Origin of the sequence: Natrinema sp. LN54, from assembly GCF_052439245.1 — an archaeon.
GTDB classification, from domain to species: Archaea; Halobacteriota; Halobacteria; order Halobacteriales; family Natrialbaceae; genus Natrinema; species Natrinema versiforme_A.
On sequence record NZ_JBQVRP010000001.1, the window covers coordinates 508,817 to 528,116 of the forward strand.

At 68.7% G+C, this 19,300-nt stretch carries 17 protein-coding genes; 5 read left to right on the forward strand and 12 right to left on the reverse strand.

Annotated elements, in window-relative coordinates; genetic code table 11:
- Positions 1-114: 114 nt before the first annotated feature.
- Positions 115-1,074: a bifunctional 2-dehydro-3-deoxygluconokinase/2-dehydro-3-deoxygalactonokinase gene (gene kdgK1 / locus ACT4ML_RS02585; protein ID WP_138244021.1), complete on the reverse strand. Its 960-nt coding sequence runs from the start codon at positions 1,072-1,074 to the stop codon at positions 115-117.
- 212 nt (positions 1,075-1,286) lie between these two features.
- On the opposite strand from kdgK1, the gene ACT4ML_RS02590 reads away from it, so the two are divergent.
- Positions 1,287-1,535: a hypothetical protein gene (locus ACT4ML_RS02590; RefSeq protein ID WP_444719456.1), complete on the forward strand. Its 249-nt coding sequence runs from the start codon at positions 1,287-1,289 to the stop codon at positions 1,533-1,535.
- A 16-nt stretch (positions 1,536-1,551) separates the two neighbouring features.
- On the opposite strand, the gene rtcA is transcribed toward ACT4ML_RS02590, so the two are convergent.
- From rtcA to ACT4ML_RS02605, 3 genes are all read right to left on the reverse strand, one after another.
- Complete coding sequence (gene rtcA, locus ACT4ML_RS02595) at positions 1,552-2,628, reverse strand: RNA 3'-terminal phosphate cyclase (protein WP_444719457.1); 1,077 nt, start codon at positions 2,626-2,628, stop codon at positions 1,552-1,554.
- Between the two features lie 82 nt (positions 2,629-2,710).
- A complete protein-coding gene (gene mutL, locus ACT4ML_RS02600; protein ID WP_444719458.1) occupies positions 2,711-4,960 on the reverse strand; it encodes a DNA mismatch repair endonuclease MutL in 2,250 nt (749 codons plus the stop codon).
- 114 nt (positions 4,961-5,074) lie between these two features.
- A complete protein-coding gene (locus tag ACT4ML_RS02605) occupies positions 5,075-5,875 on the reverse strand; it encodes an SDR family NAD(P)-dependent oxidoreductase (RefSeq protein WP_444719459.1) in 801 nt (266 codons plus the stop codon).
- A gap of 164 nt (positions 5,876-6,039) precedes the next feature.
- Here ACT4ML_RS02605 and ACT4ML_RS02610 point away from each other — a divergent pair, with 164 nt between their 5' ends.
- Positions 6,040-6,870 carry a YihY/virulence factor BrkB family protein gene (locus tag ACT4ML_RS02610; RefSeq protein WP_444719460.1) on the forward strand — a complete coding sequence of 277 codons (831 nt, stop codon included), beginning with the start codon at positions 6,040-6,042 and terminating at the stop codon, positions 6,868-6,870.
- An 88-nt stretch (positions 6,871-6,958) separates the two neighbouring features.
- Here the strand turns inward: ACT4ML_RS02610 and ACT4ML_RS02615 are convergent, their stop codons facing one another.
- The 6 genes from ACT4ML_RS02615 to ACT4ML_RS02640 form a co-directional block, all read right to left on the reverse strand.
- Entirely contained in the window at positions 6,959-7,555 is a 597-nt protein-coding gene (locus tag ACT4ML_RS02615) for a DUF5806 family protein (RefSeq protein ID WP_444719461.1), read from the reverse strand.
- Between the two features lie 336 nt (positions 7,556-7,891).
- Entirely contained in the window at positions 7,892-10,576 is a 2,685-nt protein-coding gene (mutS, locus tag ACT4ML_RS02620) for a DNA mismatch repair protein MutS (protein WP_444719462.1), read from the reverse strand.
- A gap of 403 nt (positions 10,577-10,979) precedes the next feature.
- On the reverse strand, positions 10,980-11,303 hold the full coding sequence (locus ACT4ML_RS02625; protein ID WP_138244014.1) for a tRNA-binding protein: 324 nt from the start codon (positions 11,301-11,303) through the stop codon (positions 10,980-10,982).
- A gap of 81 nt (positions 11,304-11,384) precedes the next feature.
- Entirely contained in the window at positions 11,385-12,374 is a 990-nt protein-coding gene (locus tag ACT4ML_RS02630) for a TIGR03560 family F420-dependent LLM class oxidoreductase (protein WP_444719463.1), read from the reverse strand.
- Positions 12,371-13,732, reverse strand: coding sequence for a bifunctional hydroxymethylpyrimidine kinase/phosphomethylpyrimidine kinase (thiD, locus tag ACT4ML_RS02635; RefSeq protein ID WP_444719464.1), 1,362 nt, complete (start codon positions 13,730-13,732; stop codon positions 12,371-12,373). The genes ACT4ML_RS02630 and thiD overlap by 4 nt, the downstream gene beginning before the upstream one ends.
- A gap of 146 nt (positions 13,733-13,878) precedes the next feature.
- Complete coding sequence (locus ACT4ML_RS02640; RefSeq protein WP_444719465.1) at positions 13,879-14,919, reverse strand: AIR synthase family protein; 1,041 nt, start codon at positions 14,917-14,919, stop codon at positions 13,879-13,881.
- Between the two features lie 342 nt (positions 14,920-15,261).
- Here ACT4ML_RS02640 and ACT4ML_RS02645 point away from each other — a divergent pair, with 342 nt between their 5' ends.
- The 3 genes from ACT4ML_RS02645 to ACT4ML_RS02655 all read left to right on the forward strand — a co-directional run bounded on the left by ACT4ML_RS02645 (position 15,262) and on the right by ACT4ML_RS02655 (position 18,263).
- Positions 15,262-16,374: a putative sulfate/molybdate transporter gene (locus ACT4ML_RS02645; RefSeq protein WP_444719466.1), complete on the forward strand. Its 1,113-nt coding sequence runs from the start codon at positions 15,262-15,264 to the stop codon at positions 16,372-16,374.
- Between the two features lie 165 nt (positions 16,375-16,539).
- Positions 16,540-17,019: a DUF7384 family protein gene (locus ACT4ML_RS02650; RefSeq protein ID WP_444719467.1), complete on the forward strand. Its 480-nt coding sequence runs from the start codon at positions 16,540-16,542 to the stop codon at positions 17,017-17,019.
- A gap of 116 nt (positions 17,020-17,135) precedes the next feature.
- On the forward strand, positions 17,136-18,263 hold the full coding sequence (locus ACT4ML_RS02655; protein ID WP_444719468.1) for a guanosine monophosphate reductase: 1,128 nt from the start codon (positions 17,136-17,138) through the stop codon (positions 18,261-18,263).
- Between the two features lie 37 nt (positions 18,264-18,300).
- Here ACT4ML_RS02655 and ACT4ML_RS02660 read toward each other — a convergent pair whose 3' ends face one another.
- Entirely contained in the window at positions 18,301-18,852 is a 552-nt protein-coding gene (locus tag ACT4ML_RS02660; RefSeq protein ID WP_444719469.1) for an XTP/dITP diphosphatase, read from the reverse strand.
- A 130-nt stretch (positions 18,853-18,982) separates the two neighbouring features.
- The gene (locus ACT4ML_RS02665; protein ID WP_444719470.1) at positions 18,983-19,273 is read right to left on the reverse strand and encodes a DUF5808 domain-containing protein; all 291 of its coding nucleotides are present in this window, start codon (positions 19,271-19,273) and stop codon (positions 18,983-18,985) included.
- Positions 19,274-19,300: the final 27 nt, after the last annotated feature.

Consider the following 19,300-nt stretch of genomic DNA (forward strand, 5'->3'; position numbering starts at 1 on the left):
GAACTCGAGTCGAGGCGATGAACGCGGTGTTCGATCCGCTCGAGCCCGCTTCGAAACGACGCAAAACGGAACGCGACGCGCTGGTTTACAGCCGATCCGGGCGTATCGCCGGCCCTACCGCGAGATATCTTCGCCCTGTTCCTTGACGATCGTCTCGACTTCGTCCGCGGTGACGAGCGCGACGTCGCCGGGGATCGTCCGTTTGAGCGACGCCGTCGCCGCGGCGTACTCGAGGGCGGTGGGAACGTCGTCGCCGTCGAGCCGGCGGGCGATAAACGCGCCGGTGAAGGCGTCGCCCGTACCGATGGGATCGACGGTGTCGGTCTCGTAGGCGTCGTGGTCGTGGACGACGTTGTCGTGCCAGCCGACCGCGCCCTCCGAGCCGCGGGTAACGACGACGGTGGTGAAATCGTACTGCGAGCCGAGTTTGTGCGCGAGCTGGCGCGGATCGCCCTCGAATCCGAGGACGGTTCGGGCGTCGCGGGCGGCGATCACGAGGATATCGATGCCCGGGAACAGTTTCGTCAGCGTCTCTCTGGCCTCGTCGGGCGACCAGAGCTTGCGCCGGTAGTTGAAGTCGAACGCGGTCGAGGTCCCGCCCTTCCGGGCCGCTTTGAGCAGGTTGAGCGTCGTGTCCCGGAGCGTCGAGGAGAGCGCGGGCGTGATGCCGGTCGTAAAGAAGACCTTCGCGTCCTGAATCCGATCGATATCGAACTCGCGGGCCTCCGCCGTCGAGATCGCGGTGTTATCGCGGTCGTAGATCACGTTCGTCCCGCGGGGTTTGCCCGCGTGCTCGAGGTAGTAGGTCCCCTGTCGACCGCGGTGGCTCCAGACGGGATCGGCCTCGATACCGTGTCTGCGGATTTCGCCGACGACGCGCCGTCCCAACTCCGTCTCGGGGACTTTCGAGATCCACGTCGCCGACGCACCCAGCCGGTTGGCCGCGATGGCGACGTTGCTCTCGGCCCCGGCGGCCCGGACCTCGAACGTGTCCGCGTTCTCGATGCGTTCGTTCCCCGGCGGCGACAGTCGAAGCATCGTCTCGCCGAACGTGACGATATCGCTCTCGCTCACGGCTCTTCCCTCCGAACCGATCGGCCGCGAATGGTAGTGTCTCCCTCGATCATACTCGAGGCGACGGTCGGCGATACTATAAGTTGTGGCGGTTATCGACGACCGGCCCGCTCGAGCGGGGACGTCTCACTGCCGCGCCCTCTCGGGGAGCACACAGACGGATGCCGAACCGACCGAAAGTCTATATGGTTGCTGTGGTAACATGTTCATAGATGGTGTCGGCAGACGGACTCAAGACATGGTTCGACTACCAACTCCTCTTCGCGGGGCTCGCTATGGCGGTTATCTGTGTCACTGCCGCAGGCAGCCAACTCGTGGCGTATCTGGGGACGCTTCCGCTCACGGACTTGGACATCGAGCCCACGGACCCGACGTTCGCGCTCGCGGTCATTGGAGGCGGTTTCCTCGTGATTGTCCTCCTAATTGTGCTAACAGGACTGCTGAACCGAGACCGGCAGTAATCCCAGAAGCGACGACCTACTGACCCCCGTCCACCGACGACGCGACCGACACCACCGTCGCCTCGGCCTCCCGCTCGAGCCCTACGTCGATCCCGAACGCCTCGAGCAGCGCACACCGCGTCTCGACGTGGTCGGTCACGGCGGGAATCCGCACCCGCCCGCCGGCGAGCGCGAGAAAGACGAGCAACTGGTCGGCCATATGCCGATCGACTGGTGCCGCGCCCTCGAGAAACCGGTTCGCCGCATCGGCGGCGTCTTCGCCGACCCGCTCGGCGGGCTTGCCGCGCTCGCCCAGCGCCGAAAAGCCGGCGACGCCGGTTCCGTGATCGACGCGGAGCACCAGCGCGGAGCCGGGCGACGGGCTCTCGACGGTCGTCTCACAGCGTTTCGTCAGTTCGAGATCGGGCTCGGGGTTCAGCCGCTCGAGCGCGCCTTCGGCCTGCCGATGGGCGACATCGCGGTCGGCCAGCGACTCCGATTCAGTGGTGTAGAGCCGGAGCCCCTCGAGCGGTCCCCGTTCGGTGAGGTCGATCGGCTCGAGGCGCGAGGGGGCGAGCCGAAGCGTCGCGGTCCCGCCGCCGTCGGGATAGAACCCGCGCCGATCGACCTCGCAGGCGGCTTCGACGCCGAGCCGGCGGAGCAGCGGGAGTGTAACGTAGCGGAGGTAGTCGAGCGGCGGCGACCACGCCACGTCCGTCCCGCCGGTGACCGTCACCGAGAGCGGTGACTCGAGGATCGTCGCCAGCGGCAGGAGGGCGTTGCACAGCAACGTTGCGCTGCCGGCGGTCCCGATATCGACGGCGTAGCTGCCGCCCTCGAGTCGCTGGCGGCCCGCTGGATCGGTCCCCGCCTCGAGCCCCGGATCGAACTCGACGGTCTCCGAGCCGAGTTCGCCCCCCGAGACGTCGGCGTCGCAGAGTTCGGCCAGCGTCTCGAGGACCGCCAGATGCTGGTGGCGGAGTCCGGGCGTCGACCGGTCGCCGCGGACGTGCTCGAGTCGAACCGGGTCGTTCTCGAGGACCGACAGCGCGAGCGCCGTTCGGAGAAACTGGCCGCCGGCGCTCGAGCCGTCGAGTTCGCGAGGGGTCGTCATGTGCGAAGGTTGGGCCTCGAGTCACCTACCAGTGCCGACGCCGGATCGCGTGCCACTGGGTCGTCCACGGCTCTCGAGCGGGCTACCCGCCGTGGCCGGGATAGTCCCGCTCGAATCGGTCCTCGATCTCGCGCTCGTCAAACCGGACGACCACCGGCCGTCCGTGCGGGCAGGAATAGGGGTTCTCGCAGTCGTCGAGCGCCTCGAGTAGGTCGATGACCGAGCCCTCCGTCAGCGACGTATTGCCGGTGATCGACGGATAGCAGGCCAGATCGCCGAGGAACTCGTCGGCCAGCGCGTCGACCGTCTCCGCGCCCGCTTCGCGGTCGCCTTCGACGAACGAGGTGAGTACGTCCCGCAGGCGCTCGGGCTCTACGGTCTCCGCGAACACCGCGGGCACGGTCGTCACGGCGACCGTCCGATCGTCGACCCGGTCGGCGTAGAAGCCCAGCCGAGAGAGCGCCTCGCTGTAGTGTTCGAAGGCTTCCGCCTCCGCCGCGGTCAACTCGAGTTCGACGGGTTCGGCGAGGGCCTGTGCGGTCGGATCGTCCGCGAACGCCTCCTGCAGGCGCTCGTAGTTGACCCGCTCGTCGGCGGCGTGCTGGTCGATCAGGACGAGTCCGTCGGGCGTTTCACAGACCAGATAGGTGTCGCGGAGCTGTCCGAGGACCCGCAGCGAGGGCAGCGAGTCGAACTCGGTCTCCTCACCCGTCGCGGGCTCGCCGGTCAGTGTCCGCTGTTCGGTGGCGGCCGCGAACTTGCGCTCGGGGTCGCGGTCCCGATCCGGAACCGAGTCGGATTCGCGATTCGAATCGGACTGACTCGAGCCCGAACGCATCCCGGACGAATCGGGTGCCGAGCTACCGGCCGCGTCAGCGTTCGTCGCCGCGGTCGTCGATTCGCGACCCGTGCCGCTCGAGGGAGAGTGCGGACTCGAGGACCGATCGCTGACGGCGGCATCCGAGCTGCCCGCGGTGGCAGCGGCGTCCGAACCGCTCGCGCTGTTGGCGGTGTCCGAGCCGCCTGCGCTACCGGCAGTGTCAGAGCCGCTCGAGTCGGTCGCTGCACTCGACCCCGCGTTCGCGGACTCGCTCGTCGATCGCTCGCCGTCGGTTCCGGCGGCTGATTCGTCGGGTCCCGAGCCGGCTTCGGTTCCGGCTCCGGACTCGAGGGTCGCGGCCTCGCTGGCGGGCGAATCCGTCCCGCTCTCGACGCCGCGTCGATCGCCGGGGTCGACTCGCGCCTCGCCGGGTGCCGAGCGGCCCCGCGGGGCTCGAGACCGGAGCAGTCCGTGCTCGAGCAGCGCGCTCTCGACCGCGGCGTCCACCTGCCGGCGGACCGCATCGTCGTCGTCGAAGCGCACCTCCCGCTTTCTGGGATGGACGTTCACGTCGACCGCGTCGCCGGGGACCGAGAGGAAGAGCGTGACGAAGGGGTAGCGGTCGCCGCCCAGTTGCGTGCCGTAGGCTCCCATGATCCCCTCGCGGACGGCGTCCGCAGTGACGGCGCGGCCGTTGACGTAGGTCGCGAGGTAGTCCCGACTCGAGCGGTTCGTTTCGGGGTGGGAGACGAGCCCCGAGACGGACTCGAGGGGGCCGGGCGGGAGTTCGTCGCCGTCGGCGTCGACCGGGATCATCGCCGAGGCGACTTCGCGGCCGTAGACCGACAGCACTGCGGCCTGCAGGTCGCCCTGCCCCGTCGTCGAGAACACCTCGCGGCCGTCGTGGGTCAGCGTGACCGCAACGTCCGGGTTCGCGAGCGCGTAGCGGGTGACGACGCGGTTGACGTGGGCGAACTCCGTCGCGGTCGTCTTGAGGAACTTCCGGCGAGCGGGGGTGTTGTAGAAGAGGTCCTCGATCTCGACGGTGGTGCCCGCCGGACAGCCCGTCGGTTCGACGCTGGTCACCTCGCCGCCCTCGTAGACGAGTTCCGTTCCCGCACCCTCGGCCTCGCGAGGCCGCGAGCAGATCGTCAGCCGCGAGACCGAGCCGATGGTGTGCAAGGCCTCGCCGCGGAATCCCAGCGTCGCGACGCCCGACTCGAGGTCCTCGAGCCCGTCGATCTTGCTCGTCGTGTGCTCGCGGACGGCCGCCCGGAGATCGGCCTCGCTCATCCCGCGGCCGTCGTCGGCGACGCGGATCAGTTCGGTGCCGCCCGCCTCGACGGTGACGTCGACGCTGTCCGCGTCGGCGTCGAGACTGTTCTCGACGAGTTCCTTGACCGCGCTGGCGGGGCGCTCGACGACCTCGCCGGCGGCGATGCGGGCGACGGTGTCCTCGTCCAATCGGCGGATGCCGGTGTCGTCCTGTGGTAGTGTGCTCTCGTCACTCATGATGATTCGGCGTCGGGACTCGTCCGACGTCGAGTACTGGATAGCCGTACAGAAGGCGACTGGTTAGGTCTTACGTCCCTGCCGTTCGACGGTGACGGCCGCTCGAGCCCGCCGTCAGTCCTCGAGGCCCAGATCCTGCGACATCGAGTTGCCGGCGCGCGGAACGCCCTTCGCCGTCACCGTCTCGCCGTTCATGAAGGAGGCGGCGGGGCTCGCGAGGAACTGGATCACGTCGGCGATCTCCTCCGCGTGGCCGATGCGGCGGTCGGTCTCCTCGCGGGGCGGCATGTCCTCGCTGTCGATGCCGAGCGTCTCGGCGACGCCGGGGGTCTGGATCAGGCCGGGCGCGACGCAGTTGACGCGGATGCCGTCTTCGGCCCACTCGACGGCCAGCGTCTCGGTCAGCCGGATGATCGCCGCCTTCGACGCGCCGTAGTGGCTCTCGCCCGGGGCCGCGTGCTGGCCGTTCACGCTCGAGAGGTTGATGATGACGCCGCCCGACCCCTCGCGCATGACCTCGCCGGCGAGTTGCGTGCAGTGGACCGTGCTGTTCAGGTTGAGGTCGACGATGGTCTCCCAGCCGTTCGCGGAGATGTCCTCGAACGGGGCGACGAACTCCCCGCCGGCGTTGTTGACGAGGATATCTATATCGCCGAACTCCGCGACCGTTTCGTCGACCAGATTCTGAACCTGCTCGCGCTCGCGGACGTTGCACTCGACGGCGAGCGCGTCGCCCGCGTCCGCATCCTCGGTGATCCCCTCGGCGACCGGCCCGACGCGATCCATCGAGCGCGAACAGATCGCCACGTCCGCGCCGCTGGCCGCGAGCGTCTCCGCGATCGCGCGGCCGATTCCCTGGCTCGCACCGGTGACGATCGCGGTCTTGCCCGCGACGTCGAAGTCTGCTTCGTGCATCGTGCTAACGGGCAACCCAGCGTTGCAAAACGCTTCCGATGGCTCTCGAGTAGCGTCGCCGCTCGGCATCATTCGCGCCAGCCGAGCCGTCGCTGTCCGGCGTCGACGACTCCGATGGCGAGTGCCAGCGCCGCGCTTTTGCTGCCCGCAGCCGTCCGGACGGTATGGATCTGCGACGGACCCGCTCCGTCGCTCGAGATGTGGTGGCCGTCGTCGACGAGCACAACGTGACGTTCATGGCGGGGAGCATCGCCCACGCCGCCTTTCTCTCCCTGCTACCGCTCTTGCTCCTCCTCTTTATCGTCGCCGGCGCGGTCGGTAACGACTACCTGACCGAACAGATCGTCGCGGTGGCTCGAGACCACCTCAGTCCCGCCGGTCAGGGACTCGTCTACGAGGCGCTGACCCACGCGTCCAAGCGGGCCGGGGCGTCGCTCATCGGAATCGTCTCGCTGCTGTGGGGCATGCTGCGCATCTTCCGGGGGTTGAACACCGCGTTCGACGAACTGTACGGCGCGGGAGAGCGCTCCGTTTCGGGCAAGTTCGTCGACGGTATCGTGGTCTTCCTCGCCATCGTGATCGCCACCACCGGTGTCAGTTTCGCGACGGCGACGCTGGCGACGGTGAACCATCCCGTCGTCGTCGCAGTGACCCCGCTCGTCCTGTTCTGTGGCCTGGTCGTCGCGTTCTTCCCCATCTACTACGTCTTCCCCGAACCGGACGTCTCGGCGCGGGAGGCCCTTCCCGGGACCCTCATCGCCGCCGCGGGCTGGGTCGTCCTCGAGGCGCTGTTCGGCGTCTACGCGGACCTCGTGAACACCGTCGGCACGTTCGACACGTTCGGTGCGGTCATCCTCCTGCTCATCTGGCTCTACGGGACCTCGTTCGTCCTCCTCGTCGGCGTGGCGGTGAACGTCGTGATCGGGGAGTACCACCCCGAAGCGGGCCCCGCCGACAGCAACGAACGGGAGTCGACCGGCTCCGTTCACGGGTAGCCGGACGCGACCGACCCGCCCCGTTCGGACTGACTTGTACCGATCCGATTCGTCCCGCGAATCGGTGACAGGCGTCCCTCGAGCGGTCTCAGTCCACGCTCGCTTCGGCTCCGCGGGTTTCGGAGTCGCTCTCGTCGGTATCGCTCTCGTCAGCGAGCTCGGCCGATACCTCCCGGCTCGTCGCTCGAACCTCGCGCATGGACTCGGCGAGTCGAGACTCGACGCGCTCCTCGGTCTCGAGGTCGATCGTGCCGCCCTCGGTTTCGATCAGGAGTTTCGCGGTCTCGACGGCCTCGTAGAGGATCGCGTCGAGTTCGTCGGCCGTGTAGAACCCGGAGAGCGCGCCGTACAGCATCGTGTTCGCCGCGTTCTGGACCTTCTCGTCGAACCGGTGTTTCGCGCTGCCGACGGACTGTCCCGAGTAGGTATCGTCCATGAAGGGGACGAGATCGGGGAGGTTCTCGCCGACCGTCTGCATCGGGACGCCGGTTGGGGTGCGAAAGTCCTGACAGGCGCGGGCGATAGCCCACTCTCGCGCGGTGAACGACGTCCGCGCTTTGAGGAACTCGTTGACGCGGTCGTACTCGGCCCCGCTGATTTTCGTGAATCGCTCGCCGTCCGGATTGCCGGCGTACTTGCTCGTCGCTCCGTCTCCGTCGGTCGTAGACTCAGTTTCGTCGGGCATGGTGTGTCTCAGGCGGTCGCCCGAAGCCCCGCCGCGGGAACGATCCGCGGTTCGCCTGCCGGGGGTTCGCTCGCTCGCAGACTGACCCCGTTCGGCCCGTTGTGAGCGACGCGATTGCGGTATAGACGACACGGGCTGTGCGAACGTAAGGGGGAGCCAAGCGCAGTGAAAGTGGACGTAAAACGGTCGCTATCGGAGCACTCCGAACGATGTCTCCCACCGACTCGCACGGTGATCGACGGCGAAAACGGGCTGCTATGCGGTCGCGATCACGGCGGCGCAATCGCCCCGCCGTCAATCTGCGGCGATTCACCGGAAAGACGGTGTGTTACCGCGTCACTCGGACCGGGTGGCGTCCTCAAGTCGCTCCTGTAACTGCTGGACTTTCGAGACGAGTTCGATCGGCGGCGTCGTGTTCACGTCCAGCGACTCGAGGTCCTCGAGGACGGCTTCGCTCTCGGGGCCGATCGCCGCGTCCGCGGCGTCGGCCTCCGCGGGACCGCCGTCGGTCGACGCCGTCTGTGTGGAGGTTTGCGAGTTACTCCCGTCCTGCATCCGCATCGTTCCGCTCCCCAGATCGAACGTGGCCTGTACCGGCTCGCTCGCGGTCCCGCCCTTGGCCTCGATGGCCTTCTCCTCGCGCAGGCGCTCGAGGACGTCTCTCGAGCGGTCGACGACGGGGTCGGGCACCCCCGCGAGGTCGGCGACGTGGATCCCGTAGGACCGGTCGGTCGGGCCGTCACGGACCGTCCGGAGGAACGTCACCTCGCCGTCGCGCTCGTCCGCGGCGACGTGGACGTTGGCGACGCGGGGGAGGTTCTCCGCGAGCCCGGTCAGTTCGTGGTAGTGGGTCGCGAAGAGGGTCTTCGCCTGCACCTCGTTGTGCAGGTACTCCGTCGCCGCCCACGCGATCGAGATCCCGTCGTAGGTCGCGGTCCCGCGGCCGACCTCGTCTAAGATGACCAGGGACTCCTCGGTCGCGGTGTGGAGGATGTTCGAGAGTTCGCTCATCTCGACCATGAACGTCGACCGGCCCTGTGCGAGTTCGTCTAACGCGCCGACGCGGGTGAAGATGCCGTCGACGAGACCGATCTCGGCCTCCTTCGCCGGGACGAAGCTCCCGACCTGCGCGAGCAAGACGATACAGGCGACCTGTCGCATGTACGTCGATTTCCCGGACATGTTCGGGCCGGTGACGACGAGGAAGCCACGATCCTCGTCCATTCGAACGTCGTTCGGGACGAATTCGGTCGTCTGCTCGACGACCGGGTGGCGACCCTGCTCGAGCGCGAGTCGATCGCCGCGGTGCAGGTCCGGCTTGACCCACCGGTTCTCGGCCGCGTGGGTCGCCAGACTCGAGAGCGCGTCGACCGTCGCCAGCGCCCGGCCGACATCTTGTAGCAGTTCGGCCCGCGCGGCGACTGTCTCGCGGAGTTCCTCGAAGAGTTCGTACTCGAGTTCGCCGCGCCGTTCCTCGAGCCGGAGGATTTCGCGTTCCTTCTCCTCGAGTTCGTCGGTGGTGAAGCGCTTGGAGTTCTTGAGCGTCTTGATCTCCTCGTAGTGGTCCGGAACGCCGTCGGCGGCGGACTTGCCGACCTGAACGTAGTAGCCGTCGGTCTTGTTCCGGTCGACGGTGACGTGGGACAGGCCGTACTGTCCCTTCTCGCGCTCGGCGAGGGTGTCGAGCCACTCCTTGAGTTCCTCGTGGCGCTCGATCACCTCGTCGAGGTCGGCGTCGTACCCCCGCTGGAGGAGTTCCCCTTGGGTCACCGTCGAGGGCGGTTCCTCGGCGATAGCCTCCTCGAGAGTTTCCCGAAGCTCGCTCGCGGCGTCCCGATCCGGCCGGTCGACGATTTCCGAGAGCGGCGAGTCGGCCAGATCCGGGTTCGACGCGATACTATCGGCCAGTTCGGGGAGCACTGCCAGCGTGTCCCGGACCGCGAGCAAGTCTCGCGCGTCCGCGCTGCCGTGGGTCGCCTTCGAGGCCAGTCGCGCCAGATCGTACGCCTCGCCGAGGGAATCCTGTAACTCGTCGCGTGCGAGCGCCGCCGTCGAGAGCGCGGCGACGGACTCCTGTCGCCGCTCGAGGGTCTCGAGCGAGCGCCGCGGGCGCTGGAGCCACTCCTTCAACAGGCGGCCGCCGGCGCTGGTTTCGGTGTGATCGATCGTCGCGAACAGCGAGCCGTCGCGCTCGCCCTGCATGGTCTCGGTGAGCTCGAGGTTGCGCTGCGTGGTCGCGTCCAGCGTGACGTGGTCGTCGCCGTGGTGGGCCTGAATGCGGGTCATCGAGGCGAGGACGCCCGCACCGGTTTCCTCGACGTAGGAGAGGATCGCGCCGGCCGCGGCGATCGTCGGCTCGCCGACCGACAGCCGCTCGACGGTTTCGGCACCGAACTGCTCGCGAACCCCGTGTCTCGCTCGCTTGGGCGCGAAGGCTTCGGTCTCGTGGAGCGTGAGCGTCGCGCCGATGCGCTCGCGAACCTGATTCAACAGGTCGTCGTCCGCCCGAACGTCGGGCCCCGGCAGCACTTCGACCGGATCGAACCGGTACAACTCCGTCAGCGCGTCGTCGGCGTCGTCGGCCGCCGCCACGAGGAATCGGCCGGTCGTCACGTCCGCGAAGGCGAGTCCGTAGGCGTCGTCACCGCCGTCGACGACCGCCGCGAGGTACTGGGCGTCGGCGTCGCTGGTCTCGAGCAGGGTGCCGGGGGTCACCACGCGGACGATCTCGCGGGCGTGGCCGGAGTCGGTCTCGTACTGGTCGGCGACGGCGACGCGGTAGCCGCGCTCGACTAAGGCCTTGAGATAGGGCGTCAGGTCATCGACCGGTACGCCGGCCATGGGGTACGACGAGCCGTGGGAGGACTTCTGGGAGACTTTGAGATCGAGTTCCTCGCTGACGATCTCGGCGTCCTCGCCGAAGAATTCGTAGAAGTCACCACACTGCATCGCCAGTAGTTCGGCGTCGGTTCCCTCCTTCAACGAGAAGAACTCTCCGACGATACCCGTCGCCTCGGTCATATCCGGTGACTGTCCCTCCACCGCAAAAACCCTGCGGGATCCGCGGTGAACGTGGTCGATCAGCGACGAGGCGCGTCGCTCAGCGGGGGAGGAGCCTCGCGAAAACGTCGGCCGGAAGCCGACGTCGAATCAGTTCGGCGCTGTGGTAGGTGATGGAGGATCGGAATCGAGGGGGGAGGGGTTGACGGTGGAACGATATCCGATCCGTGGCGAGCGGGGCGATGATGTCTCGGATGATCAGACGGGTCGGTTGGCAACGACCGGATCTGCCCCGCCTCGCCACGTGTGTTCCGTGGCGACCCGTGACTATACTTATTGTCTAGTTAAACCGGTCTCACCGGGGGAAATCGGATCGATTCGGTCTGGTTGGCAGGGCAAGCGAACGGACACCCTCGAGCCCGAGTCAGTACAACGGTCCGCCCAGCGGCACGTCCTCGTCGGGCGACACCAGCACGGGATACCCCTCCTCGCCGGGAACGCCGACGGTCAGAGCCTCGGATTTGAAACCGGCGATCCGCACCGAGCCGAGGTTCGTCGCACACAGCACCTGCCGCCCCTCGAGGTCGGCGGCGTCGTAGTGGTAATCGAGTTGCGCGGCGGACTGGATCTCCTCGTCGCCGAGGTCGATCCACAGTTTCGTCATCTCCGGCTTCTCTGCCTCGGGGAACGGTTCGGCGTCGATCACTTCGCCGACTTCGATAGTCGCGTCGAACGGACTCTCGACCATGCGCCGGGGTACCAGCCCCACCGAAAATTAGGTATCGGTTCTCGAGCGCCGAATCGGCGCGGCGCGAGCCGGCCCCGCCAGCTACGCGAGCAGTTCGTCGGCCAGCAGGGACAGGCTCTCGTCCCCGTCGTCGGCCGCGTTCGGCACCGCGAGCATGACCTCCTCGATGCCGGCGTCGGCGTAGTCCGCCAGCCGGTCGCGGACCTCGGCCGGGGTCCCGGTGGGGGCCGTCTCGAGGTAGCCCGAGAGGAAGAACTCGCGGGGCTCGCTGGGACCGTCGGACAGGAACTCGTCCCGGAAGGCCTCGCGCTTTTCAGCGGCTGCCTCGGTCGTCTCGCCGACGAAGACGAACAGTTCGGCGGATTTGCGGATCTCGTCGTACCGGGCCTCGCTCTCGCAGTGGTCGCGCAACACCTCGAGTTTCTCCGCGAAGCCCTCGGGCTCGAGGGTGCCGTAGTTCCAGCCGTCGGCCAGTTCGGCGGTGTAGCGCAGGGTGAAGTCCTCGCCCCCGCCGCCGATCCAGATCGGCGGGTGAGGCTCTTGGACCGGCTGGGGTTCGCAGAACGCATTTTCGAGGTCGATCTCGAGGTGCTCGCCCTCGTGGCTGTACGTTTCGTTGGTCCAGAGCCCCTGCAGGATCCCGACGGTCTCGGCGAGCCGGCGGAGGCGTTCGGCCGGCGGCTCCCGGAACTCGTAGCCGAAGCGGTCGTACTCGTCCGCGTACCAGCCCCCGCCCAACCCGAGTTCGAGCCGGCCGTCGCTCACGCGATCGACCGTCGCGGCCATCTTCGCGAGCAGCGCCGGATGCCGATAGGACTGGCTCGTGACGAGCGTGCCGAGCCGAATCCGGTCGGTCGCCTCGGCGACGGCGCTCAGGGTCGTCCAACACTCGTGGGTGGCCCGCCGTGGATCGCCGATCCACGACTGGAAGTGGTCCTCGAGCCAGACCGCGTCGTAGCCCAGCGATTCGGCCTTGAGGGCGGCGTCTCGAACCGTCCCGATCTCGGTCCCGTACTGCGGGAGGAGCAGCCCGACCTCGAGATCGGTCGCGTCGCGTTCGGCGGCGCTCATTCGGTCACCGCCTCCTCGAGCGCCAGCGCCCGCTCAGCGAGCGTTTCGGGGTCCTCGGCGACGAGTTTGACGAGCGCCTCCTTCCCGACCTCGCCGCGGTCGACGACGGCCGCGGGCGGCTCGTCGCGGTCCGCGAAGGCCTGCCGGGCACCCCAGCCCATCGTGCTGCCCTTCGTGTCCGCGACGGCGTCAGGCTGTTCCCCGCGGTCGTACTCCGCAGTCGGCCACTCGAGGGACTCGAGCGCCGTCTCTACGTCCGCGTCGAACCGGCAGTTGACCGCGAACCGGAGGTCGGGGACGAACTCCCGCGCCGAGAGGAGGAAGCGGGCGACGTGACTCGAGGCTCCGAACCGGACCCCGCGGTTGGGCTGTATTCCGGAGAGCGTCCGCGTGATCCGGCCCTCGACGGCGGCGGTCTCGGCGACGGACTCGGCGTAGGGCGTCGCGCCGACGACGTTCATGCCGACCTCGGGAACGAGCGCCGAGGCGTCGGCGTCGACCAACCGGTCGACGACGGCGTGGACCTCCTCGGCGGTCAGCTCTCGAGCGGCCTCGTTTCGCAGCGGCGCCACGTGGTTGACCGCGCCGTGGCCCTCGCCCACGTCGTAGTAGTACCGCACCGCGCGGGCGAGGAAGTCGGTCGCGCCCTCGACGGCGGTCTCGAGGGGTTCGCCCTTCGCGAGGCGGGCCGCGATCGCGGCGGCGAGGGCACAGCCGGAGCCGTGGGTCGCGTCGGTGCCGACGCGGGGGTGCTCGAACGCTCGGGTGGTGGCGTCGGTGACGAGCACGTCCCGGACCTGCTCGCCGGGGACGTGACCGCCCTTGACGAGGACCGCATCGACGCCGGTCTCGAGGATCGCCTCGCCGGCCTCGCGGGCGCTCTCCTCGTCGGTGACCGCGATATCGGTCAGTACCTCGGCCTCGTCGGCGTTCGGCGTCACCAGCGTCGCCGCGCCGAGTAAGTCCTCGTAGGCGCGCTCGGCCTCGGGCTCTAACAGGCGGTCGCCGGAGGTCGCGACCATCACGGGGTCGACCACCAGCGGGAAGTCGAACTCGCCGGCGCGGTTCGCGACGGTTTCGATGACCTCGGTCGTCGCGAGCATCCCCGTCTTCGCCGCGCCGACCGCGAAGTCGTCGGTGACGGCCGCGAGCTGGGCCTCGATCTCCTCGATCGGGAGGACGAACGAAGACTCGACGCCGCGGGTGTTCTGGGCGGTGACGGCCGTGATCGCGGACGTACCGAAGACGCCGTGGGCGGCCATCGTCGCGAGGTCGGCCTGAATCCCCGCGCCGCCGCCGGAGTCGCTGCCGGCGATCGTCAGCGCGACCGGTCGACTCTCGGGTGCTGGTGTTCTCATAGCGAACCGTATTCCCCGGTTATACTAAGCGATGATGGTCAGCGAGGATGAGAGTCCTCCCGAACCCGGAGACCAGCGGACGGAACCGTGAGAGCGCGTGCGGTAGAGGGTCAGACTCGAGCCGACATGAACCCCTCCCCCAGCCGTTACGAATCGGAGTCGTCGGCCGCGTCGGCGGCCAACGCGGCGTAGGCGTCCCACGACGGATCGACGGACGGGTGCTCGAGTCGCTCGCCGTCGACGAGCACCTCGCTCCCGCCGTCATCGGCGGCCTCGACGCGGCCGATGTCGGCGACCGGAGTGTCTCGCTCCGCGAGTGCTGCGCGCACGTCGTCGACGCCGTCGGGATCGACGGCGAGCAGCAGGGAGCCGCAACTGGTCGCCGCCCACGGGTCGAACCCGAGGTGGTCACAGACCTCGCGGACGCCGGGACGCATCGGGACGGCCGCGCGATCGACCGCGAACCGAGCGCCCGCGCCGTCGGCCATCTCGTTGCACGCGCCGGCGAGGCCGCCTTCGGTCACGTCGTGCATCGCCGTCACCGGGCCCGACGCAGCCGCCGTGAGGGCATCTCGGACGGCGAACACCTCCTCGAGGCGGTCCCGACCGGCCGCGATCACGTCGTCGGGGAGCTCGAGCCGGTCGCCGAAGAGGGTGGTCAGGAGGCCGACCGACTCGACGGCCGGGCCGTTCGTCAGGAGGAGTCGGTCGCCGGGGCGGGCACCGTCGGGCCGGACGATGTCGTCGTGGTCGCCGACGCCCATCGCGGTCGCAGCGCCGACCCACGGATGCGAGACATCGGAATAGCGGGCCGTGTGCCCCGTCACGACGGCGACGCCGAGGTCCGCACACTCCGCGTGAATCGTCTCCCAGACCGTCGCGAACTCCTCGTCGGTCAGCCCCTCCGGGAGGGTGAAACAGATCGAGAGGTGCGACGGGGCGACGCCGCTGACGGCCACGTCGGCGAGCACGAGGTCGAGGGCGAACCGGGCCGCCCGCTCGAGGCCGATTGCCGGTAGGATCGAGAGCGGATCGGTGGCGGTGACCAGCGCCTGCCCGCCGATATCGAGGACGCCGAAATCGACGCCGTGAGTCGGGCCGACGGCGACGTCGTCGCGGTCGGCACCGAGGTTCGGTGCGACGTGCCGGTCGAAGAACGCGCGATCGATTTTTCCGAGGTCGCTCACGGCTAATCGATCCCGGGCGGCCGCCTTATCCGTAGTGGTTCGTCGCCGCGAGCTCCCGAATGCGGGTTGCAACCGGGACTCGAGACCACCGCTCTGGGGCTCCAGCCGGGCGAACACGTGCGGCAACGGTAGCGTTACCTACCTGTGAAGAGACGATCGGTGACGCCGGCCCCGTGATGCGATACCCGTCGCTGCGGGTCGGTACCCGTCGCTCAACACGGACCTGTCACACGGGCCAGTCATTCGACGGTTCGAAACCAAATCCCCTAACGTCTTTCCGGGATCGAAACCCAGTTTGATTACGGACAAGAGTGAAGGATGTCGCCGAGTTACCCGGGATAGATGGCGTACTCGTTCCGGTCACCGACCGACGCCGACCTCGAGTTTTCCGCGAGCGAACTCACGGGTGCGCTAGGTGATTCGGTTACGGTATTGCCGCTGCTGGTCGCGCTGGCTGCAACGACGAGCGTTTCGCTGCCCCACGTGTTGGTCGGCTTCGGCGGCTTCCAGATCGTCTGGGGGCTGTACTACGGGATGCCGCTCTCCGTCGAGCCGATGAAGGCGCTGGTCGGGCTGGCCATCGTCGGCACGCTCTCCTACGCCGAACTCGCCGCCGCCGGGTTGCTCGCCGGCGGCGTCTTGCTCGTCGTCGGCCGGCTCGGACTCGTCGGTCGGCTCGAGCGGGTCGTCGGCGAGCCGGTCATCCGCGGGGTGCAACTCGCCGTAGCGCTGCTCCTGCTCGAGGCGGCCGTCGACCTCTCGCTCGGAAACCCCCCGATGGCGGCGGGCGGGCTGGTCGTCGTTGGCCTGCTGGCGCTCGTCGGCTACCGGCAGGCGAGCGTGCTCGTCGTGCTCGGACTCGGCGCGGTCGCGGCCGTCGTGACAGCCGGCGTTCCGACGCCGGCGGTCCCCGATCTCGCTGTCTTTCCCGCCGGAGCGCCGTCGCTCAGCGCCGCCGCGCTCGAGGGGACCGTCGCCCAGTTGGGGATGACGGTCGGGAACGCGGCGATCGCGACCGCCCTGCTCTGTGGCGACCTCTACGATCGGGACGTGTCGCCGGACGACCTCTCGCAGAGCATGGGCGTCACCTGCCTCGCGTCGATCCCGCTCGGCGGGGTGCCGATGTGTCACGGCAGCGGCGGCCTCGCCGGGAAGTACGCCTTCGGCGCGCGAACCGGCGGCGCGAACGTCCTGTTGGGGATCGGCTACCTCGCGCTCGCGCTGGTCGCTGCGGGTGCCGTGCTCGCGGCCTTCCCGACGGCGATTCTGGGCGTGTTGCTCGTCGTCGTGGCGCTCGAACTCGGCCGCGCCGCGTTCGCGCCCGTCGACGGTCGTCGCTCGCTCGCGGTCGTCACGGCGGTCGGGGTCGTCGGGCTCGTGGGCAACGTCGGGGTCGCGTTCGTCCTCGGAACCGTCGCGTTCTGGCTGCTGTCGCGGTCCGCTCGAGGAGTCTGATCGAACCGCCGCCGCCGTCCGCCCGAGCCGGACGACCTTTTGTTCCGTGGTTCCAACGGCCGCCAATGAGCGCGAGTTGGGCCGACCTGTTCGACCGCGGGGCGGCGTACGACGGCGACCTCGAGCGAATCCGAACCGAACGCGAGTCGATCCGGGAGGACGACGATGCCTGAGCGAGACGAACCGAACCCCGCCCGCGTCGTCGCGGACGCCGACGTGCTCGCGGCGGATCTCCTCGTGGGTGGCGACGCGCGCGAGGCGCTGGACCACGTTCGCCGCCACTCGTGGGTCGAACTGATCGCGAGCGATCCGCTGCTCGAGGAAACGGAGCGACTCGTGACGAGCCTCGCCGACGCCGATCTTGCCGCCGACCACCGGGAACGACTCGAGGCCGAGCGTATCGCGGTCGAGCAACCCGAGGGCGACCACCCCGCACTGGCCTCGGCCTATCGGGGCGAGGCGGCACACCTGCTTTCCTACGACGAGCGGCTTCGATCGGCAGAGGCCGGGCTGACCCTGCAGCCCCGCGTCTCCGTCAGCGTCCGCCCGCCGGACGCGTTCGCGACGCTGTTCGATCCCGAGAGCCTGTACGCGGTCGTCGAGGGCGGCGACTACCCGGGGCCGGATCGGGACCCGCGAGCGTAGCGGCCACACCGTCCGACTGCGATCGGCCGGTTGAGGACCGGTTTGCAGCGCCGCTCTGCAGTGCCGTTCGGCTGCCGACACCCTTATGCGAGGCGAGCCCCGAGTGTTGAGGGGTTATGAACGATCTCCGCACGGGATTGAGCTACGGTGACGTGCTCCTCGTCCCGAACCGCTCGCCCGTCGACAGCCGCAGCGACGTCGACCTCTCGACGCCGTTCACGCCGAACCTCGAGTTGGACACGCCGGTCGTCTCCGCCGCGATGGACACCGTCACGGAGGCCGAACTGGCGATCGAACTCTCTCGAGCCGGCGGCCTCGGCGTCTTGCACAGATTCCTCACTGCCGACGAGCAGTCGGCACAAGTCGAGAAAGTGAAAGCCGCCGGCGAACGGGTGGCCGCCGCGGTGGGCATCAACGAGGACTACGTCGACCGCAGCGCCGCGCTCGTCGAGGCCGGCGTCGACGCGCTCGTCGTCGACGTGGCTCACGGCCACCTCGAGCGAACGCTCGAGGCCGTCGAAACGCTCCGGGAGGAGTTCCCGTCGACGGACCTCGTCGCCGGCAACGTCGCGACGCCGGAGGGTGTCACGGATCTGGCGGCCGCCGGCGCGGACTGCGTGAAAGTCGGCATCGGTCCCGGCTCCCACTGTACCACGCGGAAGGTCGCGGGTGCCGGCGTCCCGCAGCTGACCGCCGTCGACGACTGCGCGACGGCGGCCGAGGACCTGGACGTGACGATCTGTGCCGACGGCGGGATTCGCACGTCCGGCGACGCGGCGAAGGCGCTGATGGCGGGTGCTGACACCGTGATGCTAGGGAGTCTGCTCGCCGGCACCGAGGAAGCGCCCGGCGCGGTCGTCGAAGTCGACGGCGATCGGTACAAGCGCTCGCGCGGCATGGCGACCACGACGGCCGCCGAGAACCGCGACGACAAGGAGGCCGACGTGCGCGCCGACGAGGGCGTCGAGGCCCTGACGCCGTACAAGGGGCCGGTCGCCGACGTCGTCGGTGAGTTCTGTGCCGGCATCCAGTCGGGGCTCTCCTACTGCGGCGGACACACCGTCGCCGACGCGCGCCGAAAGGCCGAGTTCATCCGCGTCGCCCCGAGCGCGAAGGAACGCGAGGGCTATCACACGGATCAGGACTGGGAGGGCGTCAGCGTCGATAGCGAGGCGAAAGACGAGACCGACTCGCAACTCGCGGACGACGAGACCGGGACGGCCGCCGCCGAGAGCGACGACTGAGTTCCGCTCGAGGACGACGACCGCTCGAGTCGGCCCGTTACTCGTCGCGGCCGGCGTACCACTCCGCGAAATCGGCCAGCGCGCGCCCGCGGTGCGAGATCGCGTTCTTTGCTTCCGTACTCATCTCCGCCATCGTCTGGCCGTTGTACTCGAAGATGGGGTCGTAGCCGAACCCGCCCTCGCCGCGGGGCGCGACGAGCGTGCCGGCGACCGACCCGGAAAAGGTCTCCGTGCCGTTCTCGTCGGCGTAGGCGAGTACGGTTCGGAATTTCGCGCGCCGGTTTTCCTCCTCGCTCGCGAGCCGCCAGAGTCGCTCGACGCCGACGGTGTCCTCGACGTAGGCCGAGTACGGTCCCGGAAAGCCGCCCAGCGCGTCGACGAACAGGCCCGCGTCGTCGACTAACACCGGTTCGTCGCTCCCCAGTTCCGCGTAGGCCTCGCCGGCACCGTGTGCGGCGATCTCCGCGAGCGAGTCGCTCTGGACCTCGGTGTAGTCGTACTCGATCTGCTCGACGGGCTCGATCCCGGAGAGGTACTCCCGCGCCTCGCGAACCTTCCCGTCGTTGCCGGTGACGAATCGAACGGTCATGTACGAGGCGGGGTCCCGGGGCGGAAAATAGGCGTCGGTTGGCCGACTTCGGCCGCCGATCGGGAGCCGAGCACCTGTTCGGGCAGTCAGCAGTCTACACGTACTCGAGAGAAATCGCGCTGAGCGACGCTCAGTCGTCCGTTTCGCTGTCGTCGACGATGACTTCTACGGGTTCGTCCGCGGTGTCATCGCTTTCCTCGGTGGCTCCCGACTCCTGTTGCCAGAGGAGCGCACCGGCGACGGCGACGACGATCCACGACCGCCAGTTGGCGAGGTTCAGGGTGTAGCCGACGCCGAAGGGCTTCTCGACGAGCATCCCTTCGCCGGGCTGCCAGTACGACGAGAGCATGCGGCTGATGCTCGGTCGTTCGAAGTTGTACGGGACCCCAAGAATCTCACCGGAAGTCGGCTTCTCTGCCATGGCAGGTGATACGTCCTCCCCTGATAA

Excerpts from the sequence above, each read along its gene's own strand:
- ACT4ML_RS02590 (WP_444719456.1), top strand. The coding sequence starts at position 1,287 with ATGGTGTCGGCAGACGGACTCAAGACATGGTTCGACTACCAACTCCTC.
- ACT4ML_RS02645 (WP_444719466.1), top strand. The coding sequence starts at position 15,262 with ATGGCGTACTCGTTCCGGTCACCGACCGACGCCGACCTCGAGTTTTCC.
- thiD (WP_444719464.1), bottom strand. The coding sequence starts at position 13,732 with ATGAGAACACCAGCACCCGAGAGTCGACCGGTCGCGCTGACGATCGCC.
- ACT4ML_RS02665 (WP_444719470.1), bottom strand. The coding sequence starts at position 19,273 with ATGGCAGAGAAGCCGACTTCCGGTGAGATTCTTGGGGTCCCGTACAAC.
- ACT4ML_RS02625 (WP_138244014.1), bottom strand. The coding sequence starts at position 11,303 with ATGGTCGAGAGTCCGTTCGACGCGACTATCGAAGTCGGCGAAGTGATC.
- ACT4ML_RS02610 (WP_444719460.1), top strand. The coding sequence starts at position 6,040 with ATGGATCTGCGACGGACCCGCTCCGTCGCTCGAGATGTGGTGGCCGTC.
- ACT4ML_RS02655 (WP_444719468.1), top strand. The coding sequence starts at position 17,136 with ATGAACGATCTCCGCACGGGATTGAGCTACGGTGACGTGCTCCTCGTC.
- ACT4ML_RS02605 (WP_444719459.1), bottom strand. The coding sequence starts at position 5,875 with ATGCACGAAGCAGACTTCGACGTCGCGGGCAAGACCGCGATCGTCACC.
- ACT4ML_RS02630 (WP_444719463.1), bottom strand. The coding sequence starts at position 12,374 with ATGAGCGCCGCCGAACGCGACGCGACCGATCTCGAGGTCGGGCTGCTC.
- mutS (WP_444719462.1), bottom strand. The coding sequence starts at position 10,576 with ATGACCGAGGCGACGGGTATCGTCGGAGAGTTCTTCTCGTTGAAGGAG.
- ACT4ML_RS02650 (WP_444719467.1), top strand. The coding sequence starts at position 16,540 with ATGCCTGAGCGAGACGAACCGAACCCCGCCCGCGTCGTCGCGGACGCC.
- rtcA (WP_444719457.1), bottom strand. The coding sequence starts at position 2,628 with ATGACGACCCCTCGCGAACTCGACGGCTCGAGCGCCGGCGGCCAGTTT.
- ACT4ML_RS02615 (WP_444719461.1), bottom strand. The coding sequence starts at position 7,555 with ATGCCCGACGAAACTGAGTCTACGACCGACGGAGACGGAGCGACGAGC.
- ACT4ML_RS02660 (WP_444719469.1), bottom strand. The coding sequence starts at position 18,852 with ATGACCGTTCGATTCGTCACCGGCAACGACGGGAAGGTTCGCGAGGCG.
- mutL (WP_444719458.1), bottom strand. The coding sequence starts at position 4,960 with ATGAGTGACGAGAGCACACTACCACAGGACGACACCGGCATCCGCCGA.